Consider the following 17,466-nt stretch of genomic DNA (forward strand, 5'->3'; position numbering starts at 1 on the left):
ACGTATATAGCAACACAGCAAATCATTACTGTGTCCTGTCAAATGAGGTCCTAGTTCAACCATTAAGAGATTTGTTTCAACCGGGTCTTGTAAATGTTACATCTGCCAATCAATGTTGATTAGCCTGCAAGTGCGCTGCAACTGCTTATGAATTTTCCAGAAGAGCAACGCCGTATATTACTGATCGAAGATGATTATGGTAACCGTGTGTTGTTTGCAGACTTTTTAGAGCAATGCGGCTACCGGGTATTGCCACTGGCTGATGGCAACAACTGTATTGAGATTATGCAGGAGTTTTTACCCCATTTGGTATTGCTAGATATCAAGCTACCTCACATAGATGGAGTCACGCTGATCCAGGCAATTCGAAACCATGCCCAATTTCACGCCATCCCTATTTTGGTTGTCAGTGGCTATGCGTTTCAAGCTGATCGTCGCAGGGCATTAGCAGCTGGAGCAACCGACTATATGGTTAAACCTATTTTGCCAGTCACCCTCAACAGCAAAATTCTCTCTTTGTTAAAGCTGCCACCCAAACCTATTTCTTACGAGAGGCTCTCCCAGGAGAATGCCTCCCAGGAGAATGCCTCCCAGGAGAATGCCTCCCAGGAGAATGCCTCCCAGGAGAATGTCTCTCAGGAGAGAGCCCCTGAGGAGAGAGCCTCCCAAGAGCGGGGGAGGCACGAGAGGAAGGGTCAAGACTCAGAACCTGGCTCATCATCAGGTTTTTGGCGCTGATCGCTAATAAATTCTTCTGTTGTGCGGCTGAGTTGTTGCAAAGAGACACTAATCTCTTCTACGGTTCCTTGCAGGTTTGATGAAAGCAGTGTTACTCGCTGAAGCTGATTAAGGGCATTGCCCATCATTTCGCGATAATACTGCTCAAATTCATCTAGAGACATGGCATTTAATTCGTTGACATGACTCTAGTCTCCGCTAATTCTGAGCTGAGTTGGATAAAAACTGCGAAAATACCCTGAATTTTTACGTAATGTTTGATACGTGAAGTCGTGGCTTTATACGGACATATAACGTAAGCCAAATATCTCAGATTGTTAAGACAATTTGCACACGTTGTTGAATTCTATGGGCTGTAAGAGAAACGAAGCAAGTAAAACATTTAGGGTAAGCTTTGATCTTTTGAAGGCGATGCATCTCTTGACATACATGCGTTTGATCCCTCCGTAGGGGGGACAAGCCTCCTCCTACGGAGGGATGCGTTCAATTTTCGATTAATCCTTCAAATTCGGTACGTAAACTCTGAAAATTCGCTATTCGACCCACAAGCAAACTGGTCTCTTCGGCCTGGGCCAACTCTTTCTTCCACTGGCTCACATGATCCCCAGCATTTAACCAAAAGGTTACCATTTCACTGACAACCTTATCCCAATCCCAATCCGGCTTTTTATAGATCAGCGATGTCGCCTCAATAAAGCCATCCAGGGTGCACTCGTAGCTACCCAAATAAGCACAGCTGCGATTAGGCGACTGCTCTACATACTGCTGATGTTTAAAGAAATTCCAAACTGGAGAGACTCCGACGATGTCAAAGTTATAAGTCATGGTGATTCTGAGAGATATCAAAAGGCTTAAAGCTGCCCTAGCCGTAGATACTAAAAAGGCACAGGAAAATTCCCGTGCCTAATGCATACCTTTGGGGCTAGAAAAATGCAGCATAACGTGCTCGTTATAGATAGATTTCACACATAGGTGTCATTGTTGAGCACCCCATAACTGAAGTCTTCACACAATGAAACCTTAAGGATTAGTTAAATTCTACCCGAGGAATAACCCTAAAAGAGTTCTCTGTTAACCTCTGTAGCGATCGAGAACCTATTCTTTAGGGTGAGAGGTTTGAGTACAGCAGGGGGCTGCCGCTGCGACAAAAATCCTATATCTAAAAAAACTTTTGCCGCCAAAAAATACTCAAAAAAAAGGAGAGCTACAAGCTCTCCAACCATCAGGGTGCATCTACTTAACATAGTATGCCACGGATGGGATGTGGGGTGTAACCCCCTATTCAGTTTTTTTGCGAATCTTGCTAGAACTTTACAAGTATGAAGTCAGTGTAAAGTCAGTGGCTCAAACCATCATGTGGACGTTTTTGACCATCCTTAAAACCCTAAATGCGAGCCTAGAGCCTACGATAGGCGCTTTTCAATGTCCTGAAACAGGATAACCGCCCATCAACAACACGTCCAGTCTACCCATTTAGCTTTTTGCCGAGTAACTGATTGGTCAATTTAGGATCTGCTCTTCCACCGGAGCGCTTCATGACCTGACCCACAAAGAAACCTTGCAGCTTCTTCTTGCCAGCACGATACTTGGCTAATTCATCTGGGTTATCTGCCATGACTTCATCGATGATGGCTTCAATGGCAGCAGGGTCAGAAATCTGGACGAGGCCTTTTTCTTCGACGATGGCCTTAGGTGAACCACCTTCCTTGAGTAAGGTGGGCAGAAGATCTTTACCGATTTTATTGCTAATGGTGCCAGAGCTAATCAGAGTTACCATTTCACCCAGCCCTTCAGGGGTTAACCCAATATCGCCAATGGATAGCTTCTCAGCATTGAGGTAACCAGCGATATCGCCCATGACCCAGTTGGCAGATACTTTTGCATCAGCACCAGTGGCAATGGTGCGCTCAAAGTAGTTGGCAATAGAACTATCATCTGTCAACACACGGGTGTCATATGCAGACAGGCCTAGATCAGTTTCATAGCGATGACGTTTATCGGCGGGCAGCTCAGGTAGCGCAGCTTTCCAAGTTTCGAGCTGCTTTTTTGACACCTCAATGGGAGGCAAGTCAGGCTCTGGGAAATAGCGGTAGTCGCTAGAACCTTCCTTAGAGCGCATGCTCTTAGTAACCTGGGTGCTTTCATCCCACAGACGGGTTTCTTGAACAATCTCTTCGTCGCCACTTTCAACTGCTTCTGTCTGACGCTCAATTTCGTAATCAATCGCCTTTTGAATGGCGCTGAAGGAGTTCATGTTTTTGATTTCCACCTTGGTCCCAAAGGCTTCTTGACCTTTGGGGCGGATGGAAATATTGACATCGCAACGGAGCGAGCCTTCCTGCATGTTGCCGTCGCCAACGCCCAGGTAGCGAACAATGCGGCGGACTTCCTGGGCATACTCAGCGGCTTCTTTGCCCGTGCGCAAATCAGGTTCAGAGACGATTTCGACGAGGGGAACGCCTGCTCGGTTGTAGTCCACCAATGAATATGTGGAACCTGCAAGGCGATCGCTACCGGCATGGACCAACTTACCGGCGTCTTCTTCCATGTGTAGACGGGTAATGCCGATTTTCTTGCGTTCTACATTGCCGCTTTTTTTATCCACCAGTTCTATCTCAATCCAACCATGCTCAGCAATGGGCAGGTCGTACTGGGAAATTTGGTAGTTCTTCGGCAAGTCAGGATAGAAGTATTGCTTACGGTCGAACTTGCTATAGGGTGCAATCTGGCAATTCAAAGCCAGGCCTGTTTTGACCGCATATTCCAAAACCTTTTCATTGAGCACCGGTAATACCCCAGGCATGCCCACGGTGATGGGGTCAATGTGGGTGTTGGGATCTGCCCCAAACTCCGCTGAGCTGGGGGTGAAAATTTTCGTATTGGTGCTGAGTTGGCAGTGGATCTCTAAGCCAATGACGGCTTCGTACTCGGTCTTTGCAGGTGCCGCAGCGGTCATAGTGGACAGTGGGTGAAATAGAACGTGTCCTATTGTAGCGGCTGGCGGGAGATTGGGGGCAATGGTGTAGGGGCATTCCACGGAACGCCCCTACACCATTGCCAAAAACAATTTTGCAAAATACTACGTTGGCAATACCTCTCCCTCGTTTAGCTCAATCAAGAACTGCATTGATCGAGCAATGTATTTGGCGCAACAGTGGGGAGAATCTTGGTAAAACGAGCGCCAGGCTTTGGCTTTATCTTGAAGATAACGATGGGCGCGATGGTCGCCGCCATCGATCCAGGCGAGACGGACAGCGTGACCGACGAGGACATCGAGCACGATATAGTCGTCTACCTGCCAGTCAGGGTTGAGGTCAAAGAGTTCTGAAAGTTCCATCAGGGCTTCAACATTGACTTGACGGTATTCGGGGGCCTGAATTTTATTGAACAGGTGCTCGATGCGGAGGGCAAAGTCTTTTTCTTCAGGGGTCGTATCGGACAAAACAAGCTCGCTGACGAGTCGATTACGCCGCTCTAGTTTGTCGCCGATGACGATGCCTTTACAGTGTTTCAGCAGTCGCCATACCCGTGGATAAAAGTCTTCGGGTACGCGATGTAGTCCACCTTCTCGCTGACGTTTGTGCAACCAGTCTTCTTCTTCGGAGAGGTCAGTTTCTTCAGCCAGAGGGAGGACCACCCAGTTGACGGATTGGGGTTTACGGGACTGAATAGATTCCTGGCGAAACAGATTGTTATCTAATCCTTCGTAACCTGCCAAGACCTGCCGCAGACGCATCTTGATTTCGAAAGGACTCATGGCCATGAGGGTTTCGTAGGCTTCATCCTGGGTGCAGTGTTGCTCACGGCAAATCTCACTGTTAATCAACAAGATTACATAGCTGATGCGTAGGGTGAGTAGGCCTTCGAACAGTTCGGGTTCTGAGGTGATGAGAACGCTGAGGTAAATCAGGATTTCTTGGGTGAGGGTGCGATCGCGAATATCCTCACCACAAAACTCATTGATCTTGGTCAGTAATTCCTTCGGCGATAGCGGATCAGTAATGAGGGAGGCCTCACTGTAGGCCTTACCCACCGCAATCTGTTTCTGACGCACCAACAGTTCAGTGGCCGCATCCGCTAGACCAATGGCCATCTTATTGAGCAAACCCGCTGCCCTGCGCACAATGCCCCACAGCTCTAAACGCCCGGCTTTGATATAAATCTCATTCAATAAATTGGCCAGGGTTACTGTTTCACCCGTTTCTGCCCCCCAGCCAGTATCAAAGGCCAGATTTTCTAAGCGACACAAATTACTGAGGAGTTCAATTTGCTCATACAGGTTGTCAGACGCTTTAAGAGATTGCAGTAGCCGCCAACCATCCGTTTCTCGTTCCAGATCTAGCTCCTGAATCTGACTGAGGGGCTTCGTATTGCTATCGGACAGGGGCAGATAGGCTGAAATCGGCATGGTGTAAGACGACAGCGTCTCACCTGAATTCGGCAAAGGCACATCTTCTATGCGCTCAGTGGCCGCCGTTAGCATCAGCTGAAACAGAGAGCCTACCTTAATGGGGACGCCATTACACTCACCATCTTTTAACTCAAAAATCAACTGTAGCAGCGGGGAATCATTGATGGCTTTATGCCCCAACTCAAACATGCGATGGGTCAATAGCAAGGTAACCGTCGGGCGGCCTGGCTCGTTCCAATGTTCATGAATGTAGGCCAGTTCGCTCCGAATCTGGGCCACCAAAAACTGATAGTCGAGGGTGATATAGAACTGACTGGGATCTAAAAAAGCTGGCACAAAGACAACCGTCTCGCGCTGAATGCGAAAGATGCGTGACGTGGTCAAACTGCGCAGACGACGATCAGGACGCCCCGTTGTTGCTAATTTCTCATTACAGCCAATTTGGGCATAGAGGTCGGCTAAATCGGTCGATGTTCGCACCTGAACCGGATCGATTTGTTCTAACACCTGAGTCTCAATGCCATAGTTGGCTAACTCTCGCTGTAGGTCACTGTCTTCTGATAGCAGCGAAACCTGCACAATGGGCTGACGATTTTGCCCCACCTTTAGATGCCGGGCCAACGGATCAATATCACCCAAGGTAATCAGCCCGTCCTGGAGCATTTGCCCCATGTAATAAAGACTTTGGGCCCAGACCAGGGGCACATTGTCATTGGGCTCACGAATTTGGCTGTGGGGATTTTCGCGCTCCGCTTCAATCACTGCCATGGGCACATAATAAAGCTCAGGTAACAGTTCTAAGCCATCTTTATTGAGCGCCAAAGCCTCCAGCCGCTCTCGATAGAAAGCCGCCTGAGCACCCTGATTACGGAAGAGACTATTGAGCAGCAGGTAGCAGAAAAATAAGGGCCACTCACATTCAATATGCTCAAAGGCCTTGAGTTCACCCGGCTCATAATGTAAGCGCTCAGCATCTTCAACAACAGATTGGTGCCCATCTCGCAGAAAACGCTTACAGCCATATTGTCCCTGTAGCTTCTCCACAATGGCATCGTGGGTCGCTTGCAATAGCTCAGGGTTATCAACGGCAAAGGCAGGAAAGCCAATCACACTGAGGAGGGCGGCATCGATTTCTTTAGAACCCGATTCCCTAGGCAGCAAAGATTCTAAAGTAATGCGAGTACGGGCAATTTCGTCAGGTAGAACATGGACAACTGAGCCGTGGCCGCCACGCACACCAAACAGGTTCAGGCCATTCATGGCTTCCAGGGCTGCTTTAGCCATACCGACTGAACTACCGTTCAACTCAGGCTTACCGTGGTTGAGTTTATTGCCCCGTTCCCAAATACCATAATCAGCTGTGCGATAGGCACGACCGATGTAGTAAACCAAATTTTGAACAAAGTCGACCTCGTCACGGGTGTAGATAATCTGTAGTCCCGAACTGGTCATCTGCGCCAGCATCAACAGATAAACCGAGGTGGCATCCAACTGTAGGTGGCCCCATTCATCATCGCCAACCACGGTGCTACCGGTGGGTGTATCGTACTTGGCATGGAGTGAATCCAATGGATCTTGTGTGCGTTTAAACGTTTCCACTTTGGCCGTTTGTTGCATCATGGCAAACAGCAAACCGCGCATAAGTTTAGTAACGCTTTGCTCTAGCTCGTAGGTACGCCCCAGGTTTTCATCAATTTTGCGATAGGCTAGGGCCAGTCCCCACACCGCCATGATGCTGTAGACATTGTCTCGAACCCAGGCATCCGTGTAGTCGCCGTGGGTATTAACAGCGGTACTCGCAGGCAGCAGACCTGTCACTGGATTTTGACGCGACAAAATAACCGTTTGAATCTGCTGGTAGTAATAATCGAGATGTTCTTGGCGAGAGGAAAAGCGAGACATGCGATGCTAGGGAATATCAGTAATTCCTTGCCTACGAATCAGCAGGGAACGTTAAGGAATATTTGTAGAGATAGGAACCTAAAAAAAGTATTAAGTAAGGTTATATATTAACTTACCCCCCTGCAATATTCCCAGGTGGCTGATGACTCTCGTCTAATTTGCCTGGACGGGGTCAGTATTTTCCACATTTTGGCTAGCCAGATTAGCAGTCATTCAATTGGGCAGCAACTTTGACGATGTCGTCGATATGTCGCCGCAGCACGCTGCCACGCTGATCCAAGTTATTGATGATGATACTGAGCACTAAGGGGGCATAGTTGGCGGGTTCTAGGTAACCAGACAGGGATGCGTTGTGACTGACAGCCCCTGTCTTACCGGTAAAGCGAATGCCACCTAGACGATTGCGGAGGGTGCCACTGCTGCCCGCTACAGCTAGGGAGTTGCGATAGATAGTGGCATGGGGGGATTGGGCCATGGCCTGGAGGGTGTCGACAAAGGCTTGGGGGGTGGCCAGGTTATGGCGCGATAGACCAGAGCCATCGACAATTTCATAGAGTTCTGGGTTGACACCGGCCCGTTGCAAAATGGTTTCTACGGCCATAATGCCGGCGGCAGTGGCATCTTCATCACTTTTGGCTCCTAGGGATTTCAGCATGGCCTCGGCATAGATATTCTTACTGTTGCGGTTGGTGCGCACGATCCATTGAGCGAGGGGCGGTGAGGTCACGGCGGCTAGCTCTGGGCCATTGGGGGCTGAGGTTGTGAGTCTGCTTTGGTTAACAGTAATGCCCTGAAGGTTGAGGCTTTGGCGAAAGCGGTTAATGAAATAATCGGCAGGATTGGGGACGGCAACTGACGCGGTGTCGGGGGCGGCTCCGGAAATAAGCTGACCGTAAACTCGCAAAATGGGGCGGCTCAGGTCACGACCAATGTCGATATATTCTGGTTGGCCAGCGGCAACGGAGCGGGAAAAGTTGTCAATCTGCCATTGGCGCTGTAGGGCAGGGTCGTCCCATTCCACCCGTAGAGGTTGGCCGACCGCCTGAGGGTAAAGGGTGAGGCCCAGCTCATTGGCATTAATAATTAAGCTATTGGCAGGGGCTCCATAACCGGCCTGGACGTCTTCCCATTCCCAGTTGGGATTAACAGTGGGTCCAGCAAAATAGGTGTCATTGCCAAGGAGATTACTGATATTGCTAACGCCCTGGGTTTTGAGCTGGCTGGCCAGGTTGTTGAGTTGCTCGTCGCTAAATGTGGGGTCGCCTCGGCCCACCACTTGCAGGCTATTTGTCTGAGACTCACCATAGATTGAGGTACGAATGGTGAAGTTAGGCCCCAGACTAAATAGGGCCGCTGCTGTTGTGAGTAATTTAACGTTAGAGGCGGGCACGAAGTAGCGATCGGCATCGCGACTGTAAATGACCTGACCGGACTGGGTTTCAATCAGCACACCGAGGCGAGCTTTTTTGAGTAGAGGCTGGGCTGCGATGGTGTCAATTTCTCGGGTGAGGTCAGCACGACAGTAGGCGCTGGCTGAGGTGCTGGGAAACAGAACAGCGAGGGCAGTGATCAGGGTGACCCAAGGTTTGACATGCTTCATGGAATAAACCGATCTTCTATAATCTGAATCAGCAATGGCTAATCTTAGCGTTTTTGCCCATGACTGCTTTCACCATTACCCTTGACCCGGTTGGTATCCTGACAGACGAGGCGTTTTATCAGCTTTGTCGAGCCAACCCAGATGTGAAATTTGAGCGTTCTGCCCAGGGAGAATTGGTAATTATGTCCCCTACAGGTGGTGAAAGCGGTCGTCGTAATGCTGATATCACGACTGATTTGAATCTATGGAATCGACAGGTCAAACTGGGCTATACGTTTGATTCGTCCACCTGCTTTAAGTTACCTAATGGAGCAGAGCGGTCTCCCGATGCATCCTGGATTGAGCGTAGTCGTTGGGGAGCACTGAGTCCCGCAGACCGGGAAAAGTTTCCTCCCATTGCGCCTGATTTTGTCATAGAGCTGCGTTCTGTAACGGATCGATTGGTAATGCTGCAAGCAAAAATGGAAGAGTATCGGGAAAACGGTGTGCGGTTGGGGTGGTTGATTAACCCGCAGGAGAAAGCTGTGGAGATTTATCGTCCGGGTCAGACTGTTGAAGTATTACAAGATCCACAACAGCTTAAGGGCGGAGATATCTTACCAGGCTTTGTTTTAAACGTTGAGAATATCCTGTAGGGCGGGCACGGCCCACCATCCAACCGATTGAGCTAGCGTTCCCTGAGCGGAGTCGAAGGGAACGCCTACGCAGGTATGAGACCTGCCCCTACAGGAATGGTTGTTGTTCTATGATTTCATTCCTCGACCATAATCTTCTACTGGCATGGCCGCAAAGCTCTCACCCATGGGCGTAATTCGTGGTCAGCCCTCATTTCACTTTCTCTGGCTGTTGCTAAAAACTCATATAGCTTTGTCTTTGGCACCTGGAGAAATGTTGGACTTTGTTCCACTTCGTTATAGCCAGAGCCCAGTAGCTTATTCTATGAGAATTGGTATAACACCTGAATAAACCTGAATAAATCTGAATTTAAACCTGAATAAACCTGAACTTTTCAGGATTTTTTCCGCCAAGGATTTCTGTAATAGTTAAGTTGTCCAAAAGCACAGGATTGGAAGCTTATCCATCATGAGAAGAATCTTAGGCTATGTAGTGAAGTACAAGGAATTATTAACATGACATTTTGTCTTTGGACGGATTAATTTGCTAATGCTTCACTAGAGTGATTATCGTACTACTAAAATTGGAGTGATTAAGTTGTGAAAAAATTATCTACAATGCCATCTAATGGGGAAGTCGCAGGGACTCTAGAAAAGACAAAGCTATCATTGACCCTTGAATCTGTGGAAAAAAGGAATGGACCAGCATATATGAGTGAGAGACCTGTCGCTGCCGCCTGCTGTAGCTGCTGCTGTAGCTGCTGTGTAGGGGTGTAGGATAAGGTGGCTATAACGCCTCTATAACAACTTTATGAGGAAACTCACAAGGATTCTGGGAAGCTAAGACTATGTATGATTCCTTGAACCTGTGGAAAACAGGGCTGAGTGAGTATCTTCTACCGCTGTTCCCTGTCCTCTTGCTACACCTGTAGCTATTGTATTTGAAGGAATACTCCTTGTGCAGGTGTCTAATGTGCTGTGTTGTTGTAGCGGGCTACACCCGCTACAACAACACAATTAATGTGCTCCCACTGTGAACGTTGATGGACCACTAGTATGGTGTAGAGCGAATTTCTTCAGGTAGGATTGTTCTTTATTCAGATGACTAAATTACTAGCGTTGACTAACACTTCCATATTCTCCAATGAAGATACGCTTTTCTTTTCAAAAGGCGATCATCAGTTAATGCAGGCGAAAGGTGAGCAAAGTCAGATCGTTGGGGACATCTTGCAGTATTTAAAAGATGAACCCAACCCTGATCGCGTTTTTGAGCAAGTTAAGCATAAACTCGATGACGACAAGGAGCTTTTTGTTCAAATCATAGATTGGTTAATTGCCAACGAAATTGTTACACCTGTTCAAGCTACTCCCTTTACCAAGGCGACCATTGGCATTTTCTCCACATTAGAAAATAATCATGTTCTTTTCAATGCCTTAAGTCAGCGCCTACAAAAATTCGAATGGGTAAATATTGAAAATTTCGACACCGACTTAGAAAAGGCCACATTAACTTTGGTTGTTGCCCCTATATTTAAAGACTATAATCGCTTTTTACAATTAAATAAAAAAGCCTATAAAGACGGATTTACCTTGTTCCACCTGAGCATGGATAATTCATCGTTTACGTTGGGGCCTGTTTCCGCGCCGAGATTCAAGAGTCCTTGTTTGCAGTGTTACGCGAAAAGAAAAATCGTAAACTTTGAAAATTCAACCAAATATCTTTCCTTTATTGAAAGTTTTAACAAAAATTCGTTGCACCTATTTGACATAACCAAAACGCCTTACTTTGAAGCCGCGCTGAATTATTTAGAAATCGAATTAAACAAATACTTCATCACAGAAGGGACATATTCGTCTTTGATCGGCAGAAGTATCACATTTGACAATTTCGATTTTCAGGTTTCCCGCGCTAGGGTATTAAAAATCCCGCATTGTGACGTTTGTAACCCCTACTACCATAAGACCCCTGTCAATATTTAAATCTATGCATTTTCGAAATGAATTGATCGAAAAAGAGGCGGGACTCATCAACGGCAAGTTGTACAGAATCCCTAATAGGAGCTTTTTGCCCAGCAATTTGTACCAAAGTGTCTGCGAGGGATCAAACCTTGACATGCTGGGCAGTAAACTATCAAAACTCACCGCTGGAGCGATTGCTTTTGGCGAAACTGACGCAGATGCCGCCGTCATTGGAGAATTCTATGAAAGATATTGCTCTACCATTTATGACAGCAGTATGTTGGTGCGTGGAGCCTACGAAGACATCGTTAAAATAGGCAATGCTTTGCATCCAGATGAAATAATACTTTATGCCGGTTTTCAATATGAGAAAGAAGGTTTCCTCGCTTCAAGGCTGCGACCAAGCGACGAGATAAATTGGGTACTGTGCCATGACTTGATGTCTAATAACGAACCTTGTTATGTGCCAGCATTTTTAATCTTTTTTGGTTATCGCCCTGACTGTTTTGAGAGAGTTCATATCTTCAATACCACGACTACCGGATTGGCAGCTGGGCCTACTCCAAAGCATGCTATTCAGGGAGGATTTTGTGAATGTGCTGAAAGGCATGCCTTCTGCAATTTTTGGTACAACCAGAATAGATTACGGTTGCCACAATATTCACCAAGCATGATTCTGGAGGCCTTTGGTGACGATCCGAAGATAGCCAATTTGTACGATAATCCAGCGGTGCAAATGAAAATATTTGATTTGTCGCCTATCTCTTGCATTGAGGCTGCTGTTGTTTTTATGTATTTTAAGTACAAGGGCAAAGTTTACCAATCGACGGGCTCAGCGGCTGCTTTCGATAAGCGCCAATCTTTAATGAAAGCAGCGCTAGAAGCTTATCAGGGGGTTGATTATGCAATTATGCTTTACAACAAGCAATTGTGGGGCGATCAAAAGAAGTTGAATGATTTTGACTCATTGGACAGTTTCGAAAAACATTTTGCTTACTACAATAATTTCCCCGAACACAGAAAAGAGGTGCCGGTTATTCGTGACGCCATGAATTTCGAGGATGTTAGTGATAAAATTTTCTTCAAGCCAAACGAGAAAAAAATAACCTCTTTACAGGATATTCTTGATAAATATCAACAATTTGATTTCAACAAAGTTCTATATTACGAATCAACCACGCCGGATGCGGCCAGTGTTAATTATTTCACGATGCGAGTTGTTGTGCCAGGATGGGCATACCTTACCGGCGTCCATAATTATCCATTTCTAGGCTCGGATATCTTCAACGAAAACAACCATTTATTTACACGCTTGCCCCATCCCTTCCCATGATTGTTGAATCTAACACCTTGGCTACGTTCAAATTTGGTGTTTGCCTATAGGAACACTCAAATTTTCGCATTGGTGGAGTATAAAATTTTAATTTTAGGGCGTTCAAACGACTTTTAACCGTAAATTAGAGAAGGATGTAGACAACATGAGAGGTCAGAATAATTATTACCTTGTAGATGTTAAGGATAAACATCACAATGCATTTTATGACAAGCATTTAAGTCCAGAATCATATGACTTTATAGAAGTCTCAAAGATTACGCGATATAACGTTGATGATTTCGGTAAGCACGTTCATGAGATTACGAGTAACTCATATATTGTGCGACATATCTGCAACAATAGCGCAGAACTCAGCTCGTTCGAAAGTATACCTTTGCCAGACTTGTCAGACGACAACTCAGCCTGTGAGCTGTTAGATAGTCTACAGGAAATCTATCATCGTCGACAAAGCAACCGCCATTATTCTCCTGAAGGAATCACCTTTGATGAATTATCAAAAGTGTTGCAAGGCGGTTGTTTTATTTTAGACCCTGCGAAAAGAAAAGATGATGACAAACCGATTATGAGGGGCATGCCTGCAAGGCGAAACATAGGTTCTGGTGGAGGCCTATACCCAATTGAGTTGTTCTTGATCAGTTCAAATACGGTTGGTTTAGAGAATGGGGTTTACCATTATAATCAAGAGCAAGTTACTCTGGATAGACTTGTGCCGAGGGGGGGCTTTCGGGATAACAATGTTAAAGAAATCGTCCAAGAGATTTTCTTTTCACTTAGTCGAGCTGATATGGATTTTGTGAACGTTTCTGGAATCATTATTCTGGCGGGATGCTTAAATCGAACTGCATACAAATATCAAGATCGAGGTTTGCGGTTTGCTTTGATTGATGCAGGTGCCATTACACAAAATCTGTACTTGACTTGTGCGGCCATGGACTTGGGATGTTGTGCTTGTGGAGGCTATTACGATGATGAGTTAAATGAGGTGTTGGGCTTAGATGGGGCTGATGAAACAGTTCTAAACGTCGTTTTAGTTGGCAAGAAGGACATCAGTTAGACACTATATTGGAAATATGCAAGAAGCGCTAAATAAAAACTTTGAAGTTGTTTATATTGATTATGAAAACGACGCCTTGGTGCTGAGAAACCAGATCAATCAGGCAATTTTGCGCTTAAGTAAAATCGAATATGAAATGATCAAACAGTATGCTAAAACACCTGACTACCAGATAATTTTTAATATTTATAAAGATAAATTTGATTTTGATGTTGAATTTGTTGAAGAGCTTATAGGACATGCTCGCAGGTTGAAGTTACTGCTTAGCTTAGAGGAGCAAAGAAAACTGGCTGTAGATATTGCCAGGATGCAAAAAAAGACGATCTTTGACTATGCCTTTCTGAAATTAGCGGCGATCTTAAAAAGGAAATTCGGGCTGAATTTGAAAAGGGAAATGAGAGGTAATTTCCAATTTTTTAAGCTATTTTCAGTAGATTTAAAGGGGACCTGGCTGGAAAAGGCCTGTTCGAATAAAATTTTTCAGAAATTTTCAATACTGACTTATTTCTTACTTGTTTTAGGTAATATTTTACTGTTAGCTGCGAGAGAAAACTATAACATTGAGTTTATCCACTTGGCGAGTCTCATTACTCTCCCGCAGGTACTTATTTCTTTGATTGTACTATTTTTAATTGCACTGACTACGTTTCTTCACGAAAGCGCGCACTATCTTATCTATAAATGGCTTGGGGGATACTCTAACAGCATGGGTTTGGCGCTTCTGCAAGGGATGATTCCTGTTGTTTATACATCAGTAGACTCGGTGTCTTTCTGGAAAGACAAAGGTAAAAAAATTAAAGTCTCGATTGCTGGCATCGCAATGGACATATTGTTGTTACTTTTGTTGGCAAATATGGTTTTTGTTAGGCAGGTTTTTGGGCCAGATATGTCTTTTATCTGCTTTCTTTTGCTATGTTTTATGGCACTTCGTGTTTTGATTAATGGAAACTTTTTTGTTCCTGGCTCTGACGGATATTTTGTATTTGTGGATGCTCTTGGTGTAGAAGAATTTTGCCAAAATTCTATGGTTGAAGTTAAAAGAGGCTTTAGGTTTTTAGTGTCTTGCAGACCAGATAAGTTTTTGGCATCTTTTTCGATGAATTTGGGTAAATATTTATATGCTTCAATATCTATATTTTTCATTACTGTTTATTGGTTAATGATATTCGCAATTATTTTCTTTCCCACTATCTATCATTTTTTTTGGACCTAGTTGTAACCGTCCCAACAAGTTAAAGAAAATTCTGGATAGTCGCATCTGGGAAGGAATTTAGGTAAATGAGGCCGCTGGACTCTCAAAACTGTCGGCGGGTAAAAATGTTACCGGCGATGAGGAGTAAAAGGGCTGTATAGATTAAGGCGTAGACCGCGTTTAGGGCTAAGGTGCCAGGGTCTGGCAGCAGTGTGGCACCATAGACGGCTTCGTTTTTGAGGTTGAGGCGTTCCAGGTCGGGAATGACCAAATACATGGCTTCTATGGCTTTCTGGAAATTTTCGGATTCGGCTAGCTGACTGAGCTTGAGGAGGTCGGTGCTGAGGTGGCCGACTAGGTAGGTGCCAAATGAGAGTAATGTGGCGAGTAGAGAGCTGGTGAAGACGCCAAATACAATAGTGATGGCGATCATAAGCAGCATTTCGAGATACATGAAGGCGATCGCAACCAACATGCTCCCGGCTGGAAATTCAATTTGTTGAACGGTAAGAAGCACGATAAAAATGCCTGTCTGCACCAGCATTAGCACCCCGATCACAGCGGATAGCCCCAGGTGTTTACCCAGAATAATTTCAAACCGGCTAACGGGTTTGGCAATGAGCACCAGCACCGTTTTTTTCTCGATTTCTTTGTTGACTAAACTAGTGCCTACAAAGATCGCCACCACCAGGGTAAATAGGTTGATGGCTGCCATGCCCAGGTCTAGAAAGATCTTTTCCGATGTACCAGCTGCAACGGGGGGGAGCAATACTGAGGCAAGCACCATCAGTACAGCAAATAGCCCTGCTAGATAAAGGATGCGATCGCGAATGACTTCTAAAAAGACATTACGTGCAACTACGATGATGCGAGGCAGATTTAGCATAGGCGGATTTATCTCTCATTTAATTTTTGTCACGTGGGGACGTTCCATGGAACGTCCCCACATATATCGGCATCTAGGTGGCCGCATCTTCAAGGATGCCCTGACGCTCAACCTTGGTAGTCTGATCAGCACAGGTTACCTGGGCGGTGGGGGTTGAATTCTGAGGAGATTCGTCATTGGTATTTTTTTTGAGAGTGCGGGGTAAAAGGGTGCACACTTTTTCAACGTAATAGCCATTTTGTTGGGCAGTGGGTCCTAGCCAGTTGGCGCGTAACCGTAGCTGATAGCCATTGGACAGAGATTTGGGACGGGGGGCATCCAGGCTCCAAAAGACGCCTTCATTTATCGCATTGAGGACAATTCCTTCGGCAACGGAATTAATACTGTTGTCCAAGTTCAGCAGCCAGCGCTCAACGCGGGGCCAGGGGGCATTATCCAACTCTTTAACTAGGGTATCCGCCGCGCTAGTTAACAGGATATTGGCCTGGGAATCGCTGTCCGTATTACTGCCAAGTCGGTAGACAAAGGCGCTGTTATCTAAATTTTCGGCAATGAGGCTAGGATAGTCGTTAAACCAATGCTGGATGCGAAAGTAAAACATGATCCAGCTGCTAAACAACAGGTTGATTAGCAATAGGACAATCAGTTCCTGACGTACCGGGGGCTTGGGTAGCTTCCACTCCAGTTTCCAGTTTGAAAATTTAGGAATCGCCACCAGGATCGTTGCGATCACTGGCCAGAGACTAATGGCTAACTGCAAACGCTCAGTCGTCCAGGGCCTGAACAGAAAAACACAGAGGACCGCTGATGTAATCCAGGGACTGATGGAAATATCCCCCAGCATCACCGGATTTTTGGCTAGCCCCCACCAGATGGCAACGGTTAAAAATAACCAGCTAAAGGCACTCAGTAAGGCCACTGTGAAGGGGGTGGCCTCAGTACTGTCAGCAATGGTTGCCATGCCCCAAGAAAATAAACTGAGCAGCAACAATGTTTGCCAAGACAGATAGCTAGGTGGGGTAATCAGGCCGCGAATTTTATTAATGGCATCCTTGAGTACGTCAATCATGCGACACCCCTCAGAACGTAAGACCGCAGTATCAATAATAGTAGGATGGCACTAAAACTCAGGGCATTGGCCTGGAGGACTGCGATCGCAAATTGAGAGGCAGCTTCCTTATATAAGGTTGTACCCGTTCGAGAGCGACTATAGCGTTCCTTACGGGTCAGATTTTTCGGCTTAGAGGGTAAGTTCCATTCATTGGCAGCTCTCATCATCAGCTCCAGTCCTTTGAGCTTCAGAATTAGCGTCATAAAGAACGCCACCAGGCCCATCACCAGAATGATCCATCCCATCTGGGGCTTGAGGGTATTGTTGATCAAGTTGTCAAACAACACATAGCTAATCACCTGGGCCTGGAGCCTGGGTTCAAACAACGGCTCGATCGCCAAAAAGGCCAACCAACCGACCACCACCGCCAGTAAATTAACCGCCGCTGCATATCGGATACTTTGCTTGTAACCAAGCCGTAGCTGTTGTCGCAGCACCATTCCTTCTAAGGCAATGGCCACCAATAAAAATACAATCTGGAACATTACCGCTTTGAGCGGAAAAACCGGTTCAAGTTCGCCCATAGACCCATCCGAGAATCTCAGACATTAGGGTATACCCAATTTGCAAATAAGAACATCTAAATATATAAATGATGCGTTTAATTTTGGGGCATTGGTGTAGAGACGTTGCATACAATGCCCCTACAACGTTGCCTAACGC

At 46.0% G+C, this 17,466-nt stretch carries 14 protein-coding genes; 6 read left to right on the plus strand and 8 right to left on the minus strand.

The annotated features are described in order from the left end of the window. Positions 1–147: 147 nt before the first annotated feature. Positions 148–738 (plus strand): response regulator, encoded by a 591-nt coding sequence (locus QGP82_RS34875; protein ID WP_499062356.1) that lies wholly within the window; start codon positions 148–150, stop codon positions 736–738. Here the strand turns inward: QGP82_RS34875 and QGP82_RS34880 are convergent. From QGP82_RS34880 to dacB, 5 genes are all read right to left on the minus strand, one after another. Next, entirely contained in the window at positions 696–902 is a 207-nt protein-coding gene (locus tag QGP82_RS34880) for a hypothetical protein (RefSeq protein WP_163659700.1), read from the minus strand. The two genes, QGP82_RS34875 and QGP82_RS34880, sit on opposite strands and share 43 nt — an antisense overlap. Before the next feature lie 319 nt (positions 903–1,221). Further along, positions 1,222–1,563 (minus strand): hypothetical protein, encoded by a 342-nt coding sequence (locus QGP82_RS34885; protein WP_163659702.1) that lies wholly within the window; start codon positions 1,561–1,563, stop codon positions 1,222–1,224. 640 nt (positions 1,564–2,203) lie between these two features. After that, positions 2,204–3,694 carry an Asp-tRNA(Asn)/Glu-tRNA(Gln) amidotransferase subunit GatB gene (gene gatB / locus QGP82_RS34890; protein ID WP_163664237.1) on the minus strand — a complete coding sequence of 497 codons (1,491 nt, stop codon included), beginning with the start codon at positions 3,692–3,694 and terminating at the stop codon, positions 2,204–2,206. A 123-nt stretch (positions 3,695–3,817) separates the two neighbouring features. Continuing rightward, positions 3,818–7,051, minus strand: coding sequence for a glycoside hydrolase family 15 protein (locus QGP82_RS34895; protein WP_163664239.1), 3,234 nt, complete (start codon positions 7,049–7,051; stop codon positions 3,818–3,820). A 202-nt stretch (positions 7,052–7,253) separates the two neighbouring features. Next, positions 7,254–8,651 (minus strand): D-alanyl-D-alanine carboxypeptidase/D-alanyl-D-alanine endopeptidase, encoded by a 1,398-nt coding sequence (dacB, locus tag QGP82_RS34900; protein ID WP_499062357.1) that lies wholly within the window; start codon positions 8,649–8,651, stop codon positions 7,254–7,256. Between the two features lie 59 nt (positions 8,652–8,710). Between dacB and QGP82_RS34905 the strand changes: the two genes are divergently transcribed. From QGP82_RS34905 to QGP82_RS34925, 5 genes are all read left to right on the plus strand, one after another. Continuing rightward, positions 8,711–9,286: a Uma2 family endonuclease gene (locus tag QGP82_RS34905; protein ID WP_499062359.1), complete on the plus strand. Its 576-nt coding sequence runs from the start codon at positions 8,711–8,713 to the stop codon at positions 9,284–9,286. A gap of 1,080 nt (positions 9,287–10,366) precedes the next feature. Next, positions 10,367–11,245 carry a hypothetical protein gene (locus tag QGP82_RS34910; protein WP_499062360.1) on the plus strand — a complete coding sequence of 293 codons (879 nt, stop codon included), beginning with the start codon at positions 10,367–10,369 and terminating at the stop codon, positions 11,243–11,245. A 4-nt stretch (positions 11,246–11,249) separates the two neighbouring features. After that, positions 11,250–12,557 (plus strand): YcaO-like family protein, encoded by a 1,308-nt coding sequence (locus QGP82_RS34915; RefSeq protein ID WP_163664247.1) that lies wholly within the window; start codon positions 11,250–11,252, stop codon positions 12,555–12,557. A 145-nt stretch (positions 12,558–12,702) separates the two neighbouring features. Next, on the plus strand, positions 12,703–13,614 hold the full coding sequence (locus tag QGP82_RS34920; protein WP_499062361.1) for a SagB/ThcOx family dehydrogenase: 912 nt from the start codon (positions 12,703–12,705) through the stop codon (positions 13,612–13,614). A 16-nt stretch (positions 13,615–13,630) separates the two neighbouring features. Beyond that, positions 13,631–14,827 (plus strand): hypothetical protein, encoded by a 1,197-nt coding sequence (locus tag QGP82_RS34925; RefSeq protein WP_499062363.1) that lies wholly within the window; start codon positions 13,631–13,633, stop codon positions 14,825–14,827. 82 nt (positions 14,828–14,909) lie between these two features. Here the strand turns inward: QGP82_RS34925 and QGP82_RS34930 are convergent, their stop codons facing one another. The 3 genes from QGP82_RS34930 to fraC form a co-directional block, all read right to left on the minus strand. Next, positions 14,910–15,692, minus strand: a complete 783-nt coding sequence (locus QGP82_RS34930) for an ABC transporter permease (protein ID WP_163664253.1) — start codon at positions 15,690–15,692, stop codon at positions 14,910–14,912. A 73-nt stretch (positions 15,693–15,765) separates the two neighbouring features. Further along, the gene (locus tag QGP82_RS34935; RefSeq protein WP_163664255.1) at positions 15,766–16,761 is read right to left on the minus strand and encodes a DUF5357 family protein; all 996 of its coding nucleotides are present in this window, start codon (positions 16,759–16,761) and stop codon (positions 15,766–15,768) included. Then, positions 16,758–17,327, minus strand: coding sequence for a filament integrity protein FraC (fraC, locus tag QGP82_RS34940; RefSeq protein ID WP_163664257.1), 570 nt, complete (start codon positions 17,325–17,327; stop codon positions 16,758–16,760). Before fraC ends, QGP82_RS34935 begins: the two co-directional genes overlap by 4 nt. Between the last annotated feature and the right edge of the window lie 139 nt (positions 17,328–17,466).

The sequence above is a fragment of the Leptothoe sp. LEGE 181152 genome (assembly GCF_032906605.1).
GTDB lineage: Bacteria > Cyanobacteriota > Cyanobacteriia > Phormidesmidales > Phormidesmidaceae > Leptothoe > Leptothoe turfae.